The organism is Geobacillus uzenensis, from assembly GCF_002217665.1.
GTDB classification, from domain to species: Bacteria; Bacillota; Bacilli; order Bacillales; family Anoxybacillaceae; genus Geobacillus; species Geobacillus subterraneus.
The window spans coordinates 389112-410742 of the sequence record NZ_NEWL01000005.1; the positions used below are offsets into that span (position 1 = coordinate 389112).

General features: G+C 50.9%; 18 protein-coding genes and 1 pseudogene. 15 read left to right on the forward strand and 4 right to left on the reverse strand.

Translation table 11 applies throughout. From position 1 onward, the window contains the following. Nucleotides 1–25 precede the first annotated feature (25 nt). Nucleotides 26–985 (reverse strand): bile acid:sodium symporter family protein, encoded by a 960-nt coding sequence (locus tag B9L21_RS07210; protein WP_063165793.1) that lies wholly within the window; start codon nucleotides 983–985, stop codon nucleotides 26–28. Nucleotides 986–1128: 143 nt separating this feature from the next. Here B9L21_RS07210 and B9L21_RS07215 point away from each other — a divergent pair. The 13 genes and pseudogenes from B9L21_RS07215 to B9L21_RS07275 form a co-directional block, all read left to right on the forward strand. Then, nucleotides 1129–1263: pseudogene (locus B9L21_RS07215) on the forward strand (FeoB small GTPase domain-containing protein); the annotation flags it as partial. A 291-nt stretch (nucleotides 1264–1554) separates the two neighbouring features. After that, nucleotides 1555–2151 (forward strand): DUF5317 domain-containing protein, encoded by a 597-nt coding sequence (locus B9L21_RS07220; RefSeq protein WP_063165795.1) that lies wholly within the window; start codon nucleotides 1555–1557, stop codon nucleotides 2149–2151. Nucleotides 2152–2494: 343 nt separating this feature from the next. Further along, nucleotides 2495–4321, forward strand: coding sequence for a diguanylate cyclase (locus B9L21_RS07225; protein ID WP_063165796.1), 1827 nt, complete (start codon nucleotides 2495–2497; stop codon nucleotides 4319–4321). Between the two features lie 175 nt (nucleotides 4322–4496). After that, nucleotides 4497–4952, forward strand: coding sequence for a c-type cytochrome (locus tag B9L21_RS07230; RefSeq protein WP_033010814.1), 456 nt, complete (start codon nucleotides 4497–4499; stop codon nucleotides 4950–4952). Between the two features lie 21 nt (nucleotides 4953–4973). Beyond that, nucleotides 4974–6842 (forward strand): Sec-dependent nitrous-oxide reductase, encoded by a 1869-nt coding sequence (gene nosZ, locus B9L21_RS07235; protein WP_063165797.1) that lies wholly within the window; start codon nucleotides 4974–4976, stop codon nucleotides 6840–6842. Between the two features lie 51 nt (nucleotides 6843–6893). Next, on the forward strand, nucleotides 6894–7460 hold the full coding sequence (locus B9L21_RS07240) for a hypothetical protein (RefSeq protein ID WP_042382788.1): 567 nt from the start codon (nucleotides 6894–6896) through the stop codon (nucleotides 7458–7460). Next, nucleotides 7457–8758 (forward strand): nitrous oxide reductase family maturation protein NosD, encoded by a 1302-nt coding sequence (locus tag B9L21_RS07245; RefSeq protein WP_063165798.1) that lies wholly within the window; start codon nucleotides 7457–7459, stop codon nucleotides 8756–8758. The genes B9L21_RS07240 and B9L21_RS07245 overlap by 4 nt, the downstream gene beginning before the upstream one ends. Continuing rightward, nucleotides 8755–9552 carry a hypothetical protein gene (locus B9L21_RS07250; RefSeq protein ID WP_063165799.1) on the forward strand — a complete coding sequence of 266 codons (798 nt, stop codon included), beginning with the start codon at nucleotides 8755–8757 and terminating at the stop codon, nucleotides 9550–9552. The genes B9L21_RS07245 and B9L21_RS07250 overlap by 4 nt, the downstream gene beginning before the upstream one ends. Beyond that, nucleotides 9549–10211: an ABC transporter ATP-binding protein gene (locus tag B9L21_RS07255; RefSeq protein ID WP_033010819.1), complete on the forward strand. Its 663-nt coding sequence runs from the start codon at nucleotides 9549–9551 to the stop codon at nucleotides 10209–10211. Before B9L21_RS07250 ends, B9L21_RS07255 begins: the two co-directional genes overlap by 4 nt. Before the next feature lies 1 nt (nucleotide 10212). Beyond that, nucleotides 10213–11124, forward strand: coding sequence for a FixH family protein (locus tag B9L21_RS07260; RefSeq protein ID WP_225995627.1), 912 nt, complete (start codon nucleotides 10213–10215; stop codon nucleotides 11122–11124). Between the two features lie 185 nt (nucleotides 11125–11309). Next, nucleotides 11310–12062, forward strand: a complete 753-nt coding sequence (locus B9L21_RS07265) for a DeoR/GlpR family DNA-binding transcription regulator (protein ID WP_063165800.1) — start codon at nucleotides 11310–11312, stop codon at nucleotides 12060–12062. Beyond that, nucleotides 12059–12970, forward strand: coding sequence for a 1-phosphofructokinase (gene pfkB, locus B9L21_RS07270; RefSeq protein ID WP_063165801.1), 912 nt, complete (start codon nucleotides 12059–12061; stop codon nucleotides 12968–12970). The genes B9L21_RS07265 and pfkB overlap by 4 nt, the downstream gene beginning before the upstream one ends. Before the next feature lie 25 nt (nucleotides 12971–12995). After that, nucleotides 12996–14867: a fructose-specific PTS transporter subunit EIIC gene (locus B9L21_RS07275; RefSeq protein ID WP_063165802.1), complete on the forward strand. Its 1872-nt coding sequence runs from the start codon at nucleotides 12996–12998 to the stop codon at nucleotides 14865–14867. 56 nt (nucleotides 14868–14923) lie between these two features. Here the strand turns inward: B9L21_RS07275 and B9L21_RS07280 are convergent, their stop codons facing one another. Further along, nucleotides 14924–15901: an MBL fold metallo-hydrolase gene (locus B9L21_RS07280; protein ID WP_063165803.1), complete on the reverse strand. Its 978-nt coding sequence runs from the start codon at nucleotides 15899–15901 to the stop codon at nucleotides 14924–14926. Nucleotides 15902–15989: 88 nt separating this feature from the next. On the opposite strand from B9L21_RS07280, the gene B9L21_RS07285 reads away from it, so the two are divergent. Then, nucleotides 15990–16391 (forward strand): secondary thiamine-phosphate synthase enzyme YjbQ, encoded by a 402-nt coding sequence (locus B9L21_RS07285; protein ID WP_063165804.1) that lies wholly within the window; start codon nucleotides 15990–15992, stop codon nucleotides 16389–16391. Nucleotides 16392–16512: 121 nt separating this feature from the next. Here the strand turns inward: B9L21_RS07285 and map are convergent, their stop codons facing one another. Continuing rightward, the gene (gene map, locus B9L21_RS07290) at nucleotides 16513–17262 is read right to left on the reverse strand and encodes a type I methionyl aminopeptidase (RefSeq protein WP_063165805.1); all 750 of its coding nucleotides are present in this window, start codon (nucleotides 17260–17262) and stop codon (nucleotides 16513–16515) included. A 208-nt stretch (nucleotides 17263–17470) separates the two neighbouring features. Further along, nucleotides 17471–18775, reverse strand: coding sequence for an ATP-binding protein (locus B9L21_RS07295; RefSeq protein ID WP_063165806.1), 1305 nt, complete (start codon nucleotides 18773–18775; stop codon nucleotides 17471–17473). 264 nt (nucleotides 18776–19039) lie between these two features. Here B9L21_RS07295 and B9L21_RS07300 point away from each other — a divergent pair, with 264 nt between their 5' ends. Beyond that, nucleotides 19040–21406, forward strand: coding sequence for an immune inhibitor A domain-containing protein (locus B9L21_RS07300; protein ID WP_063165807.1), 2367 nt, complete (start codon nucleotides 19040–19042; stop codon nucleotides 21404–21406). The last annotated feature ends 225 nt before the right edge of the window (nucleotides 21407–21631 follow it).

The window sequence follows — 21631 nt, forward strand, 5'->3', positions numbered from 1 at the left end:
GCTGCTAGATAAAGCGTGAGAGAGGTTAAGCGGAAATCGTCTTGTCATTCGCTGTTTGGCGGTCTGCTTGTTTGCGGAAGTATGTGGCGACAATCGGACCGGAAATATTGTGCCAGACGCTGAAAATGGCGCTCGGAACGGCGGCGAGCGGCGAAAAATGGGCGGTCGCTAAGGCCGCACCAAGCCCCGAGTTTTGCATGCCAACTTCGATGGAAATCGCCTTTTGTTTTGGCGGCGACAGGCGAAACAGTTTGGCAAACCAATACCCAAGCAGCAAGCCCAGCCCGTTATGAACAACGACAATAAGAAAAATAAGAAATCCGCTTTTGGCAATGGCCGCCTGGTTTTGTCCGACGACGGCGGCGACGATGGCCACGATGGCGATGACAGAAACGAGCGGCAGCGCCGGGATGCACGCTTTGACTTGCTTTTGGAACAGGGCCTGGGCGATGAGTCCTAAAAGGATCGGAATCAGGACGACTTTGACGATCGACCAAAACAAAGCCGCGGCCGATACGGACAGCCATTTTCCGGCTAAAAGCAAAATGAGCGAAGGCGTCAAAATCGGCGCTAAAATCGTCGAAACAGAAGTGACAGCGACTGACAGCGCCGTATCTCCTTTCGCCAAGTACGTCATGACGTTGGACGCCGTGCCGCCCGGACAGCAGCCGACTAAAATAATGCCGAGCGCCACTTCACGCGAAACCGGCAGAAAGTAAGCGAGCAAAAACGCGATAAGCGGCATGATCAGAAACTGGGCAACGACGCCGATCAACACCTCAAGCGGACGCTTGAATACTTCTTTGAAATCATCCGCTGAAAGCGTCAATCCCATGCCAAACATAACGATCCCTAAAAGCGGCACAATATACGGAGCGATCCACGTAAACGCGCCGGGAGCGAAAAAAGCAAGCGCACCAAATAGAAGCACCCAAATCGCAAACGTATTGCCGCCAAAGTTGCTGATTCTTCCTAGTGTATTCACTGTACTCACTCCTTGAACAAAGATGGGAAAGATATACAAGAAATTATATACATTTTTTTGAAAAGTTCAACTAACGAATCGCCAAATTTTGAAGAAACGTTGACAATATGGAGTCGCTGTGAAAAAATTCACTCCCTTTTTCTCTCATCATCGCTTTAAACATGGTCGATGTCGCTGAAAAACGCGGCGTCAAAATCGATGCCGCCAAGCTGTCGCGCCATCTCGGCGTCCCGGTTGTTCCGGTCATCGCCCGGACGGGAAAGGGGACAAAGGAGTTGTCGTGCACCATGCAGATAGGAATCCGTTTTCTTTATGTGCTGTATAAGCGGGAGAACGTTTCATAAAGCGTAGGCTCTTTTTCACCGTTCGCTAGATATACGGCGCGCTGTTTTTGTCGTTTCTTGTTCCGAAAAACAATGAAACCAAGAGAAATAAGACGATATTTATTGAAATTTGTTCGCAGTTAGGACGAATAGCCTATTTACATGAGATGAAAAAAACGGTAAAAATAGAAATGAGGACAGCAGTTTAGAAAAGAGAGAAAATTCCGTTTTTGAGGGGACAGCATCATGGTTTACGATGGGATCATTTTGTCGTTGTTAATCGGCTGGTTTCGCGGCGGAAGCCTGAAAGGGTTGGCCAACATGAAATTGCGCGGCGGTTGGTTGTTTCCGCTCTTGTTGGCGGTGCAGGTTGTCATCTTTTTCCTTCAGGAAAAAGTGGCATGGATCGCGAAAATGAGCAATGTGATTTTCCTTCTCGTCTACATCACCGGGCTTGTGTTTTTATGGCTCAACCGCCATCAGCCAGGATTTTCGGTTATTTTCGCCGGCGTCTTGCTCAACTTTATTGTGATGGCGGTCAATGGCGGGCGGATGCCAGTATCGGTCGAAGCTGCGCAATTTCTCGGCCGCGAATATATTGAAGCGTTAAAAGCCGGTCTGTACGGCAAACACCAGGCGATCACATCGGATACACTTCTGCCGTTTCTCGGCGACATTATTCCGCTGTCTCCGCCGTATCCGCGCCAACAAGTCATCAGCATCGGCGACGTTGTGATGAACGTAGGGGCGTTCTTGTTCATCCAGCATCTGATGCTCAGTGCACCGCGCCATGGGGCAGACGATGCTGAAGAAACAGCGGGCGCTCCTGCGATCAATAAATAAAATTACAATTTTGAGGAGGAGAAGAAAATGAAAGTCAAAGTGAAACAAGTGTTGATCAACCTGTTTATCCTTGGTTCGGTGATTGTGGCGTTGACGTCGGGGTTTAGAATTGGAAGCTAAAGTTTAAGAAAGGCAGAATTGTAGACAAAATAGAAGAGAATGGGTATTTTTCTAAAGTTGGAATTGACTTTTAAAGACAAATATGGTAAAAACGTTGTTTAAAGGGATACATTGTGTAAAAAGAAAAAATGCTGTTTTGGTTTTCTTTATCACCCTTCTTAGTACATTTTGTGGTAAAGAGCCAACAGAATTTTTTTTTGATAAAAATGAGAGTGATTATAGGATGACTCCGACATTAAAATGGCAAGGGAAAATATATTTATTTTTCATTTCTTCCATTAGTTTAATTGTTTTTATTACAGGAGATGGATTTTCTACTCCATCTCTTAAAGATTGGGTTTTTGTTTATTTTTTAGTGTCCGCTGTCCTTTTATTAAGCTATTTTTCTGTTCATCTCCCGCCTAAGGATAATTCTTTTTCGATGGATTCGGCCATTTACTTAGCTGTTATGTTTTTGTATGGTATTTCCCTTGCATTGAAGGTTCTATTGATTAGTATTTTAGTAGAATTTTTATATAAGCGAAAAATGGCATGGTGGAAACATCTATTTAACTTTTCTATGTATTCTTTGATGATTGCGGGAGCTTTCTACTCCTTTTTGTTGTTTGGTGGACAGATTGGAGAAATTAAAACTGATCATTTGTTTCCGTATATGATTAGTTTGTTAGTATATTTTTGTGTGAATATTAGTTTAATATTTATGTTCTTTGTTTTCTTAGAGCGTGTATATAAAGGTGCTTTTAACTTTGGTGTCTTGCTTGAGGCCATGGTTAGTTACTGTGTTACTTTAATATTATCGCTTGTTCTAGCTATTTTATTAGATAAAGAACAATATTTTGGTTTGTTTTTGTTTATTGTTTTAGTCATTATTCTATCAGTAGTATTTAAGAAATTTATAAATCTATATGAGTTAGTATCTAACCGCGCCAACAAAGACCATCTCACCGGCCTATACAACCACGGCTTTTTCAAAGAAACGCTCAAGGAGCAGTTTTCCGACTGCAAGATGCTCAAGCAGCCGCTGACGCTGGCGTTTCTTGACTTGGACGATTTTAAAAAATATAACGACCGAAACGGCCATTTGCAAGGGGATCGGTTGTTGACGTTTTTTGGGAAGCTGCTGCAACAAGCAGTTGAAGGGACGAACTTTACTGCCGCCCGCTATGGCGGTGAAGAGTTTGCCATTTTAATGCCCAACACGACGAAAGAAGACGCGCATGCATTTTTAAACCGGTTGCGCAAAGAAGTGAACGATACATATTTTGACGGCGTCGAGCATATTCCGTATCGTTGCCTGTCGTTTTCGTGCGGCATTGCCGAGATGGAAAAAGATATGTATGAAAGCAATGAGCTCATCCATCGGGCTGATCAGGCGCTCTATTATGCGAAGGCGCAAGGGAAAAATAACGTGCAATTGTATGATAAGCATAATATGTGCCTGGATGAAATTAAGTTTAAACAAGACTTGGAAGCGCTCGAGCAGCAAGTGAAGTTTTTTCTTTCAAAAGACGTCTATACATACCGCCATAGCAAACGAGTGTTTAAATATGCGGTCGAGTTTGGCAGCTGCCTCGATGAGTTGACTGATCACGAGCGGCAGACGCTCATTTTGGGAGCACTCATTCACGATATCGGCAAAATCGAAGTGCCGCGCGATATTTTAAATAAGCAAGGGAAGTTGGAAAAACACGAGTGGGAGATTGTCAAGAAACATGTCACATGGGGGCGGGAAATCATTGCGGCGGAGAAGCGGTTTGATGATTTGCTTCCGCTCATCGAACTGCATCACGAACGGTATGATGGAAAAGGGTATCCGTACGGGCTGAAAGGGGAAGAAATCCCGAAACTGGCCCGCATTTTGTGTATTATCGACTCGTTTGATGCCATGACGACGGAACGGCCGTACCAGCGGACGAAAACGTTCGAAGAGGCGGTCGAGGAAATTGACCGTTGTGCAGGGACGCAGTTTGACCCGGCCTATGCGGCGAAGTTTATCGCGTTTGTGCGCGAGCGTTATTTGCCGCTAGCTGAGATGCAACAACTGAATTGAACAAGGGAAAGGACACTTGCCGGTGGCAAGTGTTTTTTGTTTTTCACCGTTTTGCCACGCTTTTGCCAAATAATGTTCACTGATCTTGGAAATGAAGTGACTTTTTGCACAGTGGAGGTCAAGGGCGGGTGGCTATAATGGTAAACGAATTTCTCACTGTAGAAGGAGGAGGGGCATGAAACAAACGGTCGTCATTTTTCTCATTAGCGCTTTGATCGGTTTGGCTGGCGGTTATTCGTATTTTCAGTTGGGAGGAACGAAAGGAGAGACGAATGCGACGCAGGCAGGAAAACAAGAGACGGCTCAATCGTCCCAACCATCAGCTTCGACAGAGGATGGGAAGGGGGCGGGCAAGACAACAAACGCTAGTACGCAGGACGGGACTATCCTGCAACAAAAAGGTTGTCTCTCTTGCCACTCTGTTTCCAAGCTTAACTTGCAAGGAGGGACGACCGGTCCGGATTTATCGAACGCTTATCGAGAAGTCGAGGGCAAACACGGCAAGCCGATTGAAGAGTTTTTAAAAGCGCCGACGTCTGCGGTGATGTCTGGGGTGATCAAATCGAATCCGCTGACAGATGAGGAGCGGGCCGAAATTATTGCTCTCTTAAAAGAAGCATCCGAAAAGTAAGAAACGATGGGAGGAACGAGAGTGAAGAAAAAAGTGATTTCCGCGTTGTCAGGGTTGGCAGCTGGAGTGTTGGCGTCAACTGTCTTTTTCGGCAATTTTTCCACTCCTGATACCGTTTCGACTGCATCGGCCAAAACCGATGCGGAAAAAGTGTACGTTCCGTTTGGTGAAAAAGATGAATATTACTTGTTCGCCTCTGGTGGCCACTCGGGGCAAATGTTTATTTACGGGGTGCCGTCGATGCGGCGCATTCGCACGGTTCCTGTCTTTTCGCCCGATCCGGCGACCGGCTACGGCTGGGATACCCATTCGAAAAAAATGCTTGGCGGCTATACGTGGGGCGATTTGCATCATCCGGCTTTCTCGGAAACGAATGGAGAATATGACGGCAAGTATATGTTTGCGACCGATGTGGCGAACAGCCGGGCGGCAGTGATGGATTTGAAAACGTTTACGGTCAAAGACATGATCGAAGTCCCCAATACGAGCGGTCCGCACTGTGCCGCGTTTGTGACGGAGAATACCGAATACTTATTTTTGCCGACCCGATTTTCCGTTCCGATCGGCCATCAGTACGCCTCGCTTGATGAGTATAGCGAAAAATACCGTGGCGTCATGAGTGCGGTCACGTTCAATGAAAAAGCGCAAAAGCTGCACATTGCCTATCAAGTTGCGCTGCCCCCGTGGTCGTACGATTTGTCCGATGCCGGGAAAAAAATATCAAAAGATTGGGCCGTGCTGACAACGTACAATACGGAAGAAGCGACAACAAACTTGGAAATCAACGCGTCTCAAGAAGACCGCGATTTTATCGTGTTGTTCAACTGGAAAGAGCTTGAGAACATGGTGAAAGCGGGGAAATATGACAATGTCGGCGGCCAAAAAATGATCTTTCCGGAAAAGCATAAAGGGGGCATTTATTTGGTACCGGTCGCCAAATCGCCGCATGGCGTCGACGTTACCCCAGACGGGAAATATTTCATCGCCTCCGGGAAGCTCGCCCCGTTGTTGACGGTATTTTCGTTTGAAAAGGCGTTTCAGGCGATTGAAAAGAAAGAGTTTGCCGGCGAGCGGAACGGCATCCCGATTTTGAAATACGAATCGGTGATGGAGCGGGAAGTCAATCCGGAAAACGCGCTTGGGCCGCTGCATACGCAGTTTGATGACAAAGGCATGGCGTATACGACGATGTTTATTTCGTCTGAAATTGTGAAATGGAATCCGGAAACCGGCGAAGTGCTTGACCGCGTTCCGGTTCAATATTCGCCAGGGCATGCCGTCGCGGCGGAAGGGGATACCGTATCTCCGGACGGCAAATATTTAGTGTCGCTCAACAAGTTGGCGAAAGACAGCTATTTATCGGTCGGGCCGTCCCACCCGGAATCGATGCAGCTCATTGACATTAGCGGTGACAAAATGAAAGTGATCCAATCGTCGCCGGTCGATCCGGAACCGCACTATGGGCAAATGATCAAGGCCGATAAAATTAAAACGGTTGAAGTGTACCCGAAAGAGAACAACAATCCAGACGCTGTGTACAACCAAAAAGACGCCCGCATCGTCCGGAAAGGAAATGAGGTGCACGTCTACGGCATCGCAATGCGTTCGAAGTTTATTTTTGATGCCAATGCGAAGCGGCCGGACGTCATTGAAGTGAATGAAGGAGATAAAGTTGTCATCCACCTGACGAACCTTGACTTTGATGAGGACATTACCCATGGTTTTGCCATCAACCAGTATAACTTGAATATGGAAATTCAGCCGGGACAAACGAACACGATCGAGTTTACCGCCAATAAGCCGGGAACGTACCCGTTGTATTGCACGAACTTCTGTTCAGCGCTGCACCAAGAAATGACCGGGTATTTGTTGGTAAAGCCGAAACAATAAACCGAGGGGGCGGACGCGCCCCCCCTGACTAACAAAAGAGGTGTGAAGAAAATGGCTGCAGCGAAACTGTCTCCGTTGTCTGCCGTCTTTGTCGGCGCGGCCGGAGGATTGCTGCTTTTGTCTTTAGCGTTTCCTTGGTGGGGGATGGATTTCATCGCTCCGCAATATCCGGAAGGATTAGAGATTATCGTTTATCCGAATCGGCTTGAAGGGGATATCGACATTATTAACGGACTCAATCACTATATCGGCATGAAGCCGTTTAGTGAAGAGAGCTTTCCGGAACTTGGCTATTTGTCCTACATCGTGATCGCTATGGCCATAGCGGCATTCATCATCGCGTTCACGAGAAGCAAAAGAGGGCTGTACGTGTTCATCGCCGCCTTTCTCATTGGCGGGGCGCTCGGTCTTTACGATATTCATCGCTGGCTCGCTGACTTTGGAACGAATTTAAACGATAACGCCCCGATCGATATCGATCCGTTTGTGCCGCCGATTTTCGGAGAAAACCGGATCGCCAACTTTACGACGTTCAGCTATTTTGCGACCGGTGCGTATCTCGTCGGTGCCGCGTTCGTTTGCCTGCTCGTTCCGCTATGGAAGGAGAGAAAAACATGAAGCGATGGCTGCTCATTTCCTTGTTCATTTTTTTCTTTTTCGATGTTCCGAAAGAAGCGGCTGCCGGCCAGACGCTGCAGCAACTGATTGACGCTGCTCCGGCTCACGGCACGATTCGCCTAACAGGCCAAACGTACATTGGCGATATTGTCATCGACAAACCGCTGACCATCATCGGCACAAAAGGCACGGTCATTCAAGGAAGCGGGCGCGGCAATGTGATTTCGATCAAAGCGCCGCATGTCACCATTACGCATGTGACCGTCACGAACAGCGGAAAAAGCCGGAGCACGCAAGAGGAATACGTCGGCATCAAAGTTTATTCCGATTATAATACGCTAGAACACATAACGGTAAAACAATCGTTTCATGGCATTTACTTGAGTCAGGCGCATCACAACCGGATTGCCAACGTACGGGTGATCGGCGAACAAAACGGAGAAATCGCCGGACAAGGAAATGGGCTGCACATTTATTATTCTAATTTTAATGAGCTTGAACATAACACCATTATCGGAACGAGAGATGGCATCTTTTTTGACTACGCCAATCATAACGTCGCCAAAGGAAATGAAGTGTCTCACACCCGTTACGGGCTTCACTACATGTATTCGGATGATAACGCGTTTGATGACAATACGTTTATGCTTAATAACGGCGGGGCGGCGATCATGAACTCGAACCGGATTGTCCTGAAAAACAACCGCTTTTTCTTCAACAAAGGAATGCGCTCGTTTGGGTTGTTGCTGCAGATGGCAAATGACAACCGGATCATTGGCAATACGTTTTATCAAAACGAGCGGGGATTGTATATTGATCAGTCGAACGATAATTTTTTGCAGCGAAATGTCTTTTTGCAAAATGAGATCGGCATTGAGCTTTGGTCGAGTTCACAGCGGCAAACGTTTACGGAAAACCGGATTTGGAAAAATACGATTGCTGTCGCGCGCCTTGGCGGCGGGGACAGGAATAGGTGGGATTTTCGCGGGGTTGGCAACGACTGGGGCGGCGAAGCGGCGTTGCTTGATTTGAACCAAGATGGGAAAGGGGATTCCCCGTTTCGCTATGCGTCTTCCTTTCATAAGTTAGCGGAAGAAAATGAACTGGCGTATTTGTTTTTGTCGTCGCCGAGCTTAGGTGTCTATGAGGCGATCAACGAATGGCGGCAGACAGACGAAGTGATGGCGGTCGATCATGCGCCGCTTGTGAAAAAGACCATATCAGCCGGCTGGTGGTGGGGACTGCTCGGCTTTGGAGCCATCGCGGTGATCGTGCCGAAAAGGAGGATTCGGAGATGAGCTACATTTGGAAAGAATGGCTTGAGCTTTCGCGGGGGAAGGCGTTTTGGCTGTTTTTTCTGCTCGTTGTTGCCGCATCGCTTTCCGTATTGATGAGCGCAAAATCGTTGCCGGCTGAGCATGGACTGACTATTTTTTTGCAGATGCTGTTTGACATGAATGCGTACATCGTTCCGCTTCTTTGTTTATTTTTTGCTTCTTTTTCCGTCATGCAGGAGAAAGAGCAGCGGACGATGGTCATGATTGTCGTCAAAAGCGGGCCGCCTTGGATGTTTTTATGGAAAAAAAGCGCGGCGATCCAGCTCATTACAATGACGGTGTTTGTCATTTGGTACTTCGTTTTGATCATTCCGGCCAAGTTTTTGTTTGTCTTTCATTTATCGTATTTTCTTTCTTTTTTGCTCGCCACGATGGTGCTTGTGTTTATTTTTAATCAAATTGGAATTTGGCTCGGTTTCGCGTGCAAGACGAAAATTCAGTTGATTGGCGCCAACTTGTTTGCCGCGTTCTTTTTCATTTATTTGTATGACTTTGCGCTGCTTTCTGTTTTGCCGTCGGTGACGTATGACAATGTGCATGTGTTCTCCTTCGTGTATTTTCTGCAGCCGCTTCATGCGCTCCGTTTTTACTTAGAGACGTCGCTCGGGATGTTCTCGCTCGATTATTTGTCGCGGACGATGAAAAAATTTTTCTCCTTCTCTCCCGGCGTCCTTGTTGCGCTCAATATCGCGGTCTGGGGGATGGGGGCGCTAGCGGCATCGATGCTGTGGAGCCGAAAGGGGGAAGAACGATGATTGAAGTGGCGGGATTGACAGTTTCGTACCGAAACAACAAAGTGCTTGATGATGTCCATCTTGTCATTCAGAAAGGGGAGCGGTGTGCTTTAGTCGGGCGAAACGGCGCCGGCAAGTCGACATTGATTCATAGCTTGCTGAACTTGCTTCCGGCAGCAAGCGGAACGGTGTATATTGACGGCATTGATCATCGGCGGCACGAGTGGAAAAAGAAAGTCGCCTATTTGCCGGAAAAGTTTCAGCTGTATCCTCAGTTAACGGGGGAGGAAAATGTCCGCTTTTTTGCCTCGTTGCACGGCGCGGTCGATGAAGAGCGGATCGAAGACGTTTTGCACACCGTCCGGTTATGGGAAGCGCGCCATATGAAAAGCAAGCAGTATTCGAAAGGGATGCTGCAGCGGCTCGGGCTTGCTATTATGCTGTACTACGATGCTGACTTGCTGATTTTAGACGAGCCGACAAGCGGGCTTGATCCGTTAGGAAGGGCGGACGTGCTGGCGATTTTACGCTCTTTGCCGAACAAAACGGTGTTGCTGTCGTCGCACCATATTGACGAAGTCAGGCAGCTCTGCACCCATGTCGCCTATTTGGAAAACGGGAAGATCACGAAATACCGAGTCGAAGATTTTGAGCTTAGCACACTGATGGAGGGAGAATAAAGTGAGGCAACAATGGATGATCGTGATGGCAGCGCTTCTCTTCTTGCTTGCCGGGTGTCAAGGAAACGATTGGACGGTGTCGGTGAAAACGACCCCTTTTTATAAGGAAGGGACGGCTTCTTCGTTTGCGGTCGCCATCCAAAAGGACGGGAAGCCGGCGGGTGGGCTTGAAGTGACGGCGGTCTTTGAGATGGCGAATATGGATCACGGGCAAACAGTCGTCCAATTGGCGGAGAAGGAACCCGGCCTTTATGAAGGGAACGTGCAGCTGCCGATGGACGGAGAATGGGACGCTTTGTTGCAAATCAAAGACGGCGATGAGACGGTCGAAAAGCTCGTTACCCTCAAGGTGAAGAAGCAAGACGTGGCAGCGATGATCAATGGCACCGCGATTACAGCGGCAGAAGTCAAGTTCTACCAAACACGCTGGCAAATTGAGATCTCTTCGGCCATGGAAGCGGTCAAAAAGCAGTATCGCGGCGAAGAGCTCAACGAGCGGCTCAGTTATTGGAAACGGCAGTTGAATGAGACGACTGAGCCCCGCTCCGCTGTTACCCGTCTCATTGAACTGCACTCGATGGCGCTGCTTGCCGAAGAAAAAGGCTATTCAGTAGATGAACCGGCCGTTGATCGTGAAGTGGAAAACAGAAAGCGGCAATACGAAGGGAGCGAAACCGCTCAAACACTCATCCGCCAATACGGTGAGGCGGCATTTTGGAAGCAAGAACGGCGGTATGTCCAGCTCGTTTTGTTGGCGCAAAACGTGTGGAACGACATGGTAGAACAAGTGAAAAATGAGCATCCGAATGTAACGGAGGCGGAGATGCGTTTTTTGGCGCAAAAGAAGTATGACGAGTTGCTCGTTTCCCAAATCGACTCTTTGTCCATTCAACTGTATCTTTCCGGACGATAGTTTAGAAACATTGCCTGATCGGAATGAAAGGCAATGTTTTTTTGTTGTTGATGAATGATTATGATCGTTTTAAATACTATTTTTGATTAATATTGAGTGATAATGAATGATTTTGATTGATTTTTTCTTTGCTTTCGCTTATGATAAGGGTACAAGCGATATCGCTCATCATGGGAGGTGGGAACGTGTTGACCGAAGAGCGCCACCGCCTCATTTTGGAACTTTTGGCGCAAAAAGGAGTTGTCAAGCTGCAAGAGCTCGTAGAGGCGACCGGTTCGTCCGAGTCGACGATTCGCCGCGATTTGACGCAGCTTGAAAAAGAAAAACAGCTGCGCCGCGTGCACGGCGGAGCGGCGTTGTTGCAGCAAAAACGCGAAGAGTTAAGCGTGTCGGAAAAGTCGCTGAAATATATAGAGGAAAAGCGGCGGATCGCCGCCTATGCGGCCAGCTTGGTGCAAAAAGGAAACTGCATCTATTTGGACGCGGGAACGACAACGTGGGAAATGATTCCGCACTTGGCTGACAAAGAAGTCACCGTGGTCACGAACGGCGTGATGCATGTGGAGCGGCTGCTTGAGCATAACGTCACGACGTACTTAGTCGGCGGCATGATTAAGCCGAAGACGAAAGCGTTAATCGGCCGCGGAGCCATTGAGTCGCTGCGGCAGTACCGCTTTGATCAATGTTTCATCGGCGCCAACGGCGTGCACGACGAATATGGCTATACAACGCCGGATCCGGAAGAGGCGCTCGTCAAATATACGGCCATGCAACTGGCGCAACGTGCGTATGTGCTTGCGGATCATTCGAAGTTGAATGAAAGCGCGTTCGCCAAAATCGCCGATTTGCATGAGGCTGTATTAATTACGGATGAGTTGGATGAAGAGTGGCAAGAACGATACAAAGCAAAAACAACAGTAGAGGTTGTCGCCCTATGATTTATACATGTACGTTAAATCCATCGGTTGACTATGTGGTTCATGTTGATGAATTGCGTGTCGGGGAATTGAACCGTGCGATGAAAACGTTGACATTCCCGGGCGGGAAAGGGATTAACGTGTCGCGCGTGCTCAAGCGTCTTGGCGTCGACAGCACGGCGCTCGGGTTTGCGGGCGGATTTACCGGTGCGTTTATCGAAAACGAACTCCGAAAAGAAGAAATCGCCTGCGACTTCGTTCATGTTCCCGGCCAGACGCGCATTAATGTAAAGCTGAAAGCCGGGCTTGAGACGGAAATTAACGGTCAAGGCCCGGCCATCGCCAGCGAGGATGCTGCGCAGCTGACAGCGAAAATCGAGGCGCTTTCCGCTGATGACGTCCTTGTGTTGGCGGGAAGTGTGCCGCCATCGCTGCCGGCGGATGTATACGAGCAGCTGGCAGCGGAGACAGTGAAGCGGCAAGCCCGCCTTGTCATCGATACAAGCGGTCCGGCGCTCCGATCGTTGCTTGCCTGCCGGCCGTTTCTTGTCAAGCCGAACCATCATGAGCTTGCTGAGCTGTTTGGCGTCTCTGCGCTGACGAAAGAAGAAGTCGTCATCTATGGCCGCCGTCTGACCGAGATGGGCATTTGCCATGTCATCGTATCGATGGGCGGTGACGGAGCATTTTATTTCGGCAAGGAAGCTGCGCTGTTTGCTGAGGCGCCTAAAGGAACGGTGAAAAATTCAGTTGGGGCGGGCGATTCGATGGTTGCGGGCTTTTTAGCCGCCTATGCGGGCGGAAAACCGATCGCGGAAGCGTTCGCCTACAGCGTAGCGGCCGGAAGCGCAACGGCGTTTTCCGAAGACTTGTGCACGAAAGAGGAAGTGGAAACACTCGTCGGCCGCGTTCGCGTCGTGCGTTTATAAGCGGAAATAAAGGGGGATCACACAAATGAAAATCACCGATTTGTTGACAAAAGAAACGGTCATTCTTGAGCTTCAGGCGAAGACAAAGAGCGAAGTGATTGATGAGCTGGCGGCGAAGCTCGCTGAGGCGGGAGCGATCGGCGATGTCGAGACGTTCAAACAAGCCATATGGGCGCGCGAAAAGCAAAGCACGACCGGCGTCGGGGATGGCATCGCCATTCCGCACGCCAAAACGGCGGCGGTCAAGCGCCCGGCCGTGGCGTTCGGCCGTTCCGTGGAAGGCATTGATTATGAGTCGCTCGATGGCAAGCCAAGCCATTTGTTTTTCATGATCGCCGCGCCAGAAGGAGGGGAGCAGACGCATTTGCAAGCGTTGGCCCGATTGTCTTCGATGCTGATGGATGCATCGTTCCGCGCCGAGCTTGAAAACGCTTCAAGCGAAGAGGAAGTCGTTCGTTTGCTGGCGGCAAAAGAAAGCGAAGAGGAAGCGCCGTCGTCGCAGGCCGCACCGACTGGCGGTGGGCGGAAAGTGCTCGCCGTTACCGCTTGCCCGACCGGGATTGCCCATACGTATATGGCTGCCGATGCGCTGAAGGCGAAAGCGGCGGAAATGGGCGTGACGATCAAAGTGGAGACAAACGGCTCTGACGGGGTGAAAAATGCCCTCACCGCACAAGAGATTGAAGAAGCTGCGGCGATCATTGTCGCGGCCGATAAACAAGTCGAAATGGACCGCTTTGACGGCAAACACGTGATCCAAGTGCCGGTTGCACAGGCGATCCGCCAGCCGGAAACGCTCATTGAGCAGGCGCTGCGCCAAGATGCGCCGATTTACCGGGCGAGCGGCGCTTCGCGGGGCGGTGCGGGAGCGGTGAAGCCGCGCACCGGTTTTTACAAACATTTGATGAACGGTGTTTCGAATATGCTTCCGTTCGTTGTCGGCGGCGGGATTTTGATCGCGCTTTCCTTCACTTTCGGCATTAAAGCGTTCGACCCCAACGACCCGTCGTACCATCCGTTTGCCAAAGCGTTGATGGATATCGGCGGCGGCAATGCGTTCGCCTTAATGATTCCCGTGCTTGCCGCGTTTATCGCGATGAGCATCGCTGACCGGCCGGGATTTGCGCCGGGGATGGTCGGCGGCTTTATGGCGGCCAACGGCGGCGCTGGTTTCCTCGGCGGATTGATTGCTGGTTTCCTAGCCGGGTATTTGGTCGTCGGATTACGGAAACTGTTCAGCCGCCTGCCGCAGTCGTTAGAAGGCATTAAACCGGTGCTGTTGTATCCGCTGTTCGGCATTTTCCTGACTGGCATGATTATGATGTATATTGTCATCGATCCGGTGAAAGCGCTGAATGAAGGGTTGAAACATTGGCTCGAAGGTATGGGAACGGCGAACTTAGTGCTGCTTGGCGTGGTGTTAGGCGGCATGATGGCAGTCGATATGGGCGGTCCGATTAACAAAGCAGCGTTTACGTTCGGAATCGCCATGATCGACGCCGGCAACTATGCGCCGCATGCGGCCATTATGGCCGGCGGGATGGTGCCGCCGCTCGGATTGGCACTGGCGACGACATTCTTCAAGAAGAAGTTTACGAAAGCCGAGCGCGAGGCCGGCAAAACGTGCTATATTATGGGGGCTTCGTTCATCACGGAAGGGGCGATTCCGTTTGCGGCGGCCGATCCGGTGCGGGTCATTCCGTCGATTATCGTCGGCTCAGCTGTAGCCGGGGCGCTGACGATGCTGTTTGGCATCGGACTTCCGGCGCCGCACGGCGGCATTTTCGTCATCCCGATCGTCAAAGGAAGCGCATGGCTTTACATCCTTGCCATTTTGATCGGCTCCATCGTCACGGCACTGATGATCGGGCTGTGGAAAAAAGAAGTGAAAGAATAAGAGAAAAAGCGTTCCGCGGGCAGCGGAGCGCTTTTTGCCTGTCGGAGCGGCGGGTTTTATGGCTTGTTTCCGCCCGATTCAGCACGTCTGCATCCCCCGCTTGCGGCTAGTTGGGCGGAGATGTCCGTCACCTCGCCAAGCTTCAGGCAAAGCAGGCGGGCATCGTCCAACCCGCGCCGCCGCCACTCGGCCCGTAGGCGGTCGAGTGCTTCTTTCGGCGTATCGTCGGCGAGGCGGAACGCCCCGTAATGCATCGGGACAAACAGACGGGCGCGGCAGTCAAGGAATGCCTGCACCGCCTCTTCCGGCGTCGTGTGCTGCGGTCCCATAAACCATTCCGGCTCATACGCGCCGATCGGCAGGAGGGCATAGTCGACCGAAAACCGCTCGCCGATGTCGCGAAAGCCGCGGAAATAGCCGCTGTCGCCAGCAAAATAAACCGTCGGTGCGCCGTCTGCTTCAATGACCCACCCGCCCCAGTGCGACGTATTCGTATCCCAAAGCGTTCGCCGCGTCCAATGTTGGGCGGGAACAAACGTGAGCGATACGCCGTGAAAGGAGGCCGTCTCCCACCATGACAATTCGGTGACATGACGGCAGCCGCGGCGGCGGAGCAGGCGGCCGAGGCCGACCGGAACGAATACATGCGGATCACCGGGCAAGCGGCGGAGGCTGCCGAAATGCAAATGGTCATAATGGCCGTGGGAGATCAAAACGGCGTCAACCGATGGCATCTCCTCAAGCGGTACGCCTGGGGCTGACAGGCGTTTGGCCGTTCCCATCCGCTTCGCCCAGACGGGATCGGTGACGATCGTGATGCCGTTCATTTGCACGACGAACGTCGAATGGCCGATCCAACAAAGCTGCGGCCGTCCGTTCGGGTGATGAAGCCGGTTCCATTGCGGCGGCACGGCGTGCGGTACGACGTACGACAAGTCTTTTTGCTTTTGTTTCCGTTCCTGCTGCCAGCGGCGAAAATCGGCCCACGTTTTTTGCGTCGATACGTTATCTAAATTTTCGTACCGTTTCGGCATCGTTTTTCTCCCCTTGTTTGTTTGCGCTATAATTAGAGTAGCAAACATTGCTTTCCGGTACAAAATCTTTGTTCAGGTGGTGGAATCGATGCTTCGTTCCTTTACGATCCGCACGGCGAAGCGGGATGAAATGATTGAGATTACTTCATTTGTCGAGGAAACAGTGCGCCAGTCTAACGTAGAAGAGGGAGTGGCGATCGTCTATTGTCCGCACACGACGGCAGGAATCACGATTAACGAAAACGCTGACCCTGATGTCAAGCGCGACATGATGCGCCGTTTTGATGAAACGTATCCGTGGGAGCATCCGCTTGATCGCCATATGGAAGGAAACACGGCCGCTCATATGAAAGCGAGCACGGTTGGCGCGTCGCAGCACGTCATTATTCACGAAGGCCGACTGCTGCTTGGGCGCTGGCAAGGTGTGTATTTTTGTGAATACGATGGGCCGCGCCAGCGGACGTTGTATGTGAAAGTGATCGCAGGCTAGCAACCATAATTGTATTATGTAAACAAAAAGGATAAGGCGGAGAGACGATAGGTAGGTTAGCAAGAAGTTTGGGACCATTATAGATAACCCCCGGACAAAGTGTTTTGTCCGGGGGTTACCGTTACGCCGGTGTCGTTAAAATGAGCGGTCCGTTTTTTGTAATGGCAATCGTATGTTCATATTGCGCTGAGTACGAGCCGTCGATGGTTCGCGCCGTCCAGCCGTTTGCGTCCATTTTGCTTTGCCAAGCTCCCATGTTCACCATCGGTTCGATCGTAATGACCATCCCTTCTTTTAGGCGCATTCCTTTTCCTTTTTCACCAAAATGGGGGATGTACGGTTCTTCGTGAATTGTCGGACCGATGCCGTGCCCGGTGAAATCGCGGACGACGGAAAACCCGTGCGATTCGACGTACGTTTGAATGGCATGGCCGATATCGCCGATCCGGTTGCCGAGGACGGCCTGTTCAATTCCTTTATACAACGATTCTTCTGTCACTTCCAACAGTTTTTGCACGTCTTTGCCGACGTCGCCGATGGCGTACGTCCAAGCGGAATCGGCGAGTGCCCCGCGCCAGTTGACGACAAAATCGATCGTGACGATATCGCCTTCCTTGAGCGGTTCGTTGCGCGGAAATCCGTGGCAAATTTCATCGTTCACCGAAGCGCATGTGGCGTACGGATAGCCGCGGTATCCTTTTTGTTCCGGCTTGGCTCCGTATTTGGCCAAAAATGTCTCGACGAACCGGTCGATCTCCATAGTGGTCACCCCCGGTCCGATGCGTTTGGCGATTTCTTGATGGCAGGCAGCGAGCAGCTTCCCAGCCTCGCGCATCAATTGAATTTCCCGTTCTGTTTTGACGTGAATCATGCCAACGTCTCCTTTTCTCTCGATGTGTTTCCATTCCTATAGTATTGTAACAAAAACAGCGGCGTTGATAAACCGCGGCGAAACAAGCGAAGAGATGAAAAGGATGCCCGAAAAAACGAAGGCATCCTTTTTTTGATAACGATTATCCTCCTTTTGCCGTCCTGCTTTCAACGAAAAGGGGAGTCTTTACGGCTGCTTCCAATCATGCTTACAGCGCGGCAAACAGCTGTTTTTCCTTATCGGAAATCGGAGAAGGGGACGGGGACGGAGCGAGCGGCAAATAAATCGATACCGTCGTTCCTTTATGTATTTCGCTTTCGATTCGAATCGTGCCGTTCATCGATTCAATGATGCGGTACACAACCATCATTCCAAGGCCGGTGCCTTTGATTCCTTTCGTTGTAAAGTACGGCTCGCCCAGCCGTTCCAGCTGTTCTTTCGTCATGCCGACGCCGGTGTCGGCGATGCGAATGAGCACGCGACCATTGTCGATCGAGACGTATATTTGCAACGTCCCGCCGTTTGGCATCGCTTCAATGGCGTTTTTTATGACATTGAGCAAACATTGGCGGAATTTTTCGCGCTCGCCGATGACCGAAAAAGGGGCAAGCGTTGTCTTCATATCAACGCAATTCATATTGGCAAGCGGACGGATGATGTCGACGACCCGTTCGATTTCGAGCTTGACGTTCAGTTTTTCCGGCGTTTCCGGCGCGGGTTTCGCGAACGTCAAATAATCGGTAATGATCGCTTCCGCCCGGTCGAGCTCTTCCATGGCGATGCGCGCATATTGGCGCCGTTTATCAGCGGCGAGCGGCTGCTCTTCAATCAGCTGGATAAACCCGCGGGCCGCGGTGAGCGGATTACGGATTTCATGAGAGATCGAGGCCGCCAAATGGGTGACCGCTTCCATCTTCTCGGCACGAATAATCCGTTTGCGCAACGCGATATTATGGTGCACCATCTCTCGAAAAGCGCAAACGATAAACATGCTTGCTGGCTGCACAAGCAAAAAAATAAGCGAGACGGAAAGCGGGGGACGATCGAAGGGAGCCATCCACCCTGCCATGGCGACCGTCAACAGGCCGGAAGCGAAGCTGAGCAATGTCGCTAGCAACGTTCGTTGTTTAGCTGGCAGCTGCGCAAACGTTTTAGTCAATAAACGGCTTGCTGCTGCGATGGCGATGGAAACGACGGCGGTGATCAAGATGCCGATCCCCCCAAATAAAGAGCGATAAGCAATGGTGACGATCGCTAGGCATGCCGCCGCTCCTGATCCGCCATACAAGCTGCCGAGCCAAAGTGGGATTTGCCGCAAATCGAAAATCAAGTTGCTTTCTGCGCCGACCGGAAGAGTGATGCATAGGACGATCACGACAGCGTAGCAGACGGTCGGCAAATAAAGGCGGAGGCGCCTCGGTCCTTTTTCTTGTTCCGTCCAAAACGGGACGAGAAACACCGGCAGGAGAATAAAAAATAAGTTGAGTAAAAAATCTTTGAAAATACTAAGCATCGCGACACCTTCTCTCCCATCGTCAGCTGCACAGCACGAATTTCTACAAAAACTGCGAATATATTACATTGTAACCGGAAAGTGCCCGGGATGTTAAGGCAGAATTCATAGCCTTTTTTTGATATAAATCTTGTTTTTTCGACAACGGTAGGTAAAAAGAACTATTTTGTGTCTGTGAAAAAATTCTCTTTCATTTTGCTAGATATTGTATAATATTTTAATTATATAGAATTCTACTAAAATTTTGATTGGGGGAGAGTCTTTTTGAAAAAACGGTCTATTCTCTCATTGACGGCGGCGTTGTCGCTCGGAATCGGGCTATGGGCAGCGCCGGCAAAAGCGCCGCAAGCGGCCAGCGCGGCGGCGATTCCGGCGGCGAAGCAAGGCGGGCCGTTCGATTTCGCGATTGTCAACGAAGAAAAGCTGGCGGAGATGTTAAAACGAAACGGAACGCTTCGCGCCAATGCGACTCCGGTGGAGGCGGAGCAGGCGGTGCGCGAGTATTTGCGGCAAAAGGCGGCCCACATGCCGCGGGAGAAGGGAGAACTGTACGAAAACGAGAAGAAGCGGGCCAAAGCATTGCAAGATCAACAGCAGGCAAACGGCGTGCTGAATGGGAAAGGGAAAAAACTCGGCCAATCGAAAGCAACTTCCGTGCCGTCTGTCCAACCGGAGCCGTGGAACGGAGACAAACGGGTCGACCGGGTGCTCGTTTTGCTCATCGAATATCCGGATTTTCCGCACAACAGCATCCAGCCAAATGAAACAGACATGTATTACGAAGACTATACACGCGAGCACTATGAGGACATGATTTTTGGCGGCGATGACGGCTATTATGAAGGACCGAACGGTGAAAAGCTCATCTCGGTGAAAAAGTATTATGAAGAGCAATCGGGCGGCAGCTATTCTATCGAAGGAAAGGTTGCCGGCTGGTACAAAGCCCAGCACCCTGCCAGCTATTACGGCACCAATGTGCCGGCGCCGGACGGGAACGACGCGAACCCGCGCGCGCTTGTGCGTGAAGCGCTCGCGGCGGCAGCCAACGATCCGTCCATTAACTTGCGCGAGTTTGACCAGGAGGATCGGTACGATTTGGACGGCGACGGCAACTACCGTGAGCCGGACGGCTTGATCGACCATTTAATGATCATCCACTCGAGTGTCGGTGAAGAGGCGGGCGGCGGTTCGCTTGGCGGCGATGCCATTTGGTCGCACCGTTGGAATTTAGGATCGGTATACCGCATTCCGAACACGACGGCTGAGGTGCCGTATTGGCGCGGCCAACTGGCGGCCTATGACTATACGGTCGAGCCGGCTGATGGGGCGGCGGGAGTGTTTGCCCACGAATACGGCCATGATTTGGGGCTGCCGGATGAATACGATACGATTTACTCCGGATTGGGCGAACCGATTGCGTACTGGTCCATCATGTCGAGCGGCAGCTGGGCGGGGCGCATTCCGGGCACCGAGCCGACCGGCTTCAGCGCCTGGGCGAAACAGTTTTTGCAGTCAACTATGCCGGGAAGCAACTGGCTGCACGGAACGACCGTCGAATGGGATGAAGTGACGGAAAAAGGGGTAGAGGTAGTATTGGATGAAGCCAATACAAAAGGGACAAACAACGATGCGGTGCGCATCAACTTGCCGGACAAGAAAACCGTCATCGCTTCTCCGGCTGCCGGCGCCTATGCGTACTTCTCCGGCAAGGGGAACGATTTGAACAGCTCTATGTCCACGACGATTGATTTGACCGGCGCATCACAAGCGGTATTGACGTTTGATACATGGTACGCCATTGAGAAAGATTGGGATTACGGCGCGGTGGAAGTGAAGGAGCAAGGTTCAGGCCAATGGGTCACTGTTTCAGGAAATCTTACAACGACCGACAACCCGAACGGGCAAAATCCGGGCGACGGCATTACCGGCACATCAGACGGCTGGGTGAAAGCCGAATTTGATTTGTCAGCGTACGCAGGCCAAACGGTTGAGCTGCGTTTCCGTTATGTCACCGATGCGTATGTATCGGAAGCCGGCTGGTATATTGACAATATTCAAGTGACGGCGGACAAAACGGCCGTACTTACGGACGGAGCGGAGAGCGAGAGCGCCTTCGCGTTGGACGGTTTTGCGAAAAGCGACGGCACGCTGCGCTCGAAACATTACTACTTGCTTGAGTGGCGCAATCATCGCGGCGTCGATGAAGGATTGGCCCATATTTTGCGCGGCGATCAACTGCTGTCGTACGACCCGGGCCTTGTTGTCTGGTATGTCGATGAGTCATATGACAACAACTGGACGGGCATCCATCCGGGCGAAGGGTTCCTCGGCGTTGTGGACGCTGATCAACACGCGTTGAAATGGTCGGGCAATACGGTGGCCTCGACGCGCTATCAAGTGCATGATGCGGCGTTCAGTTTGCAAAAAGGTGCGCCGTTCCGCGTTAAAATTGACGGCTCGCAACTGATCGACAACGACACATCGCCGCTGACGGTTTTTGATGACAGCCGATCGTACCACAATAAAGGAGCCGTTGATGCCGGACGGAACGTGCCGGGGTACGGCTTGAAAATCCGCGTCGTCGGTGAAAGCGCCGACCGCACTGCGGCGCGCGTATTGATTTACCGCTGATGCGAAGCGCAAAACGGGTGTCCCGAAGGCAACGGGGCACCTGTTTTGTGCAGATGCGCACTGAACTATTCCGGAAGTTTTTATCTCGCTCCTTTCGCAAACAACAGAAGGTTTTTAGCTAATGTAGGGAAAACGAAAATAGCGTTCGGTTGATCGAAGGCGGAAAACGTTGGTGAAACGTTGAGCAATAGTTCTCGACATCATTTGTCATTCATTCGTCGAATT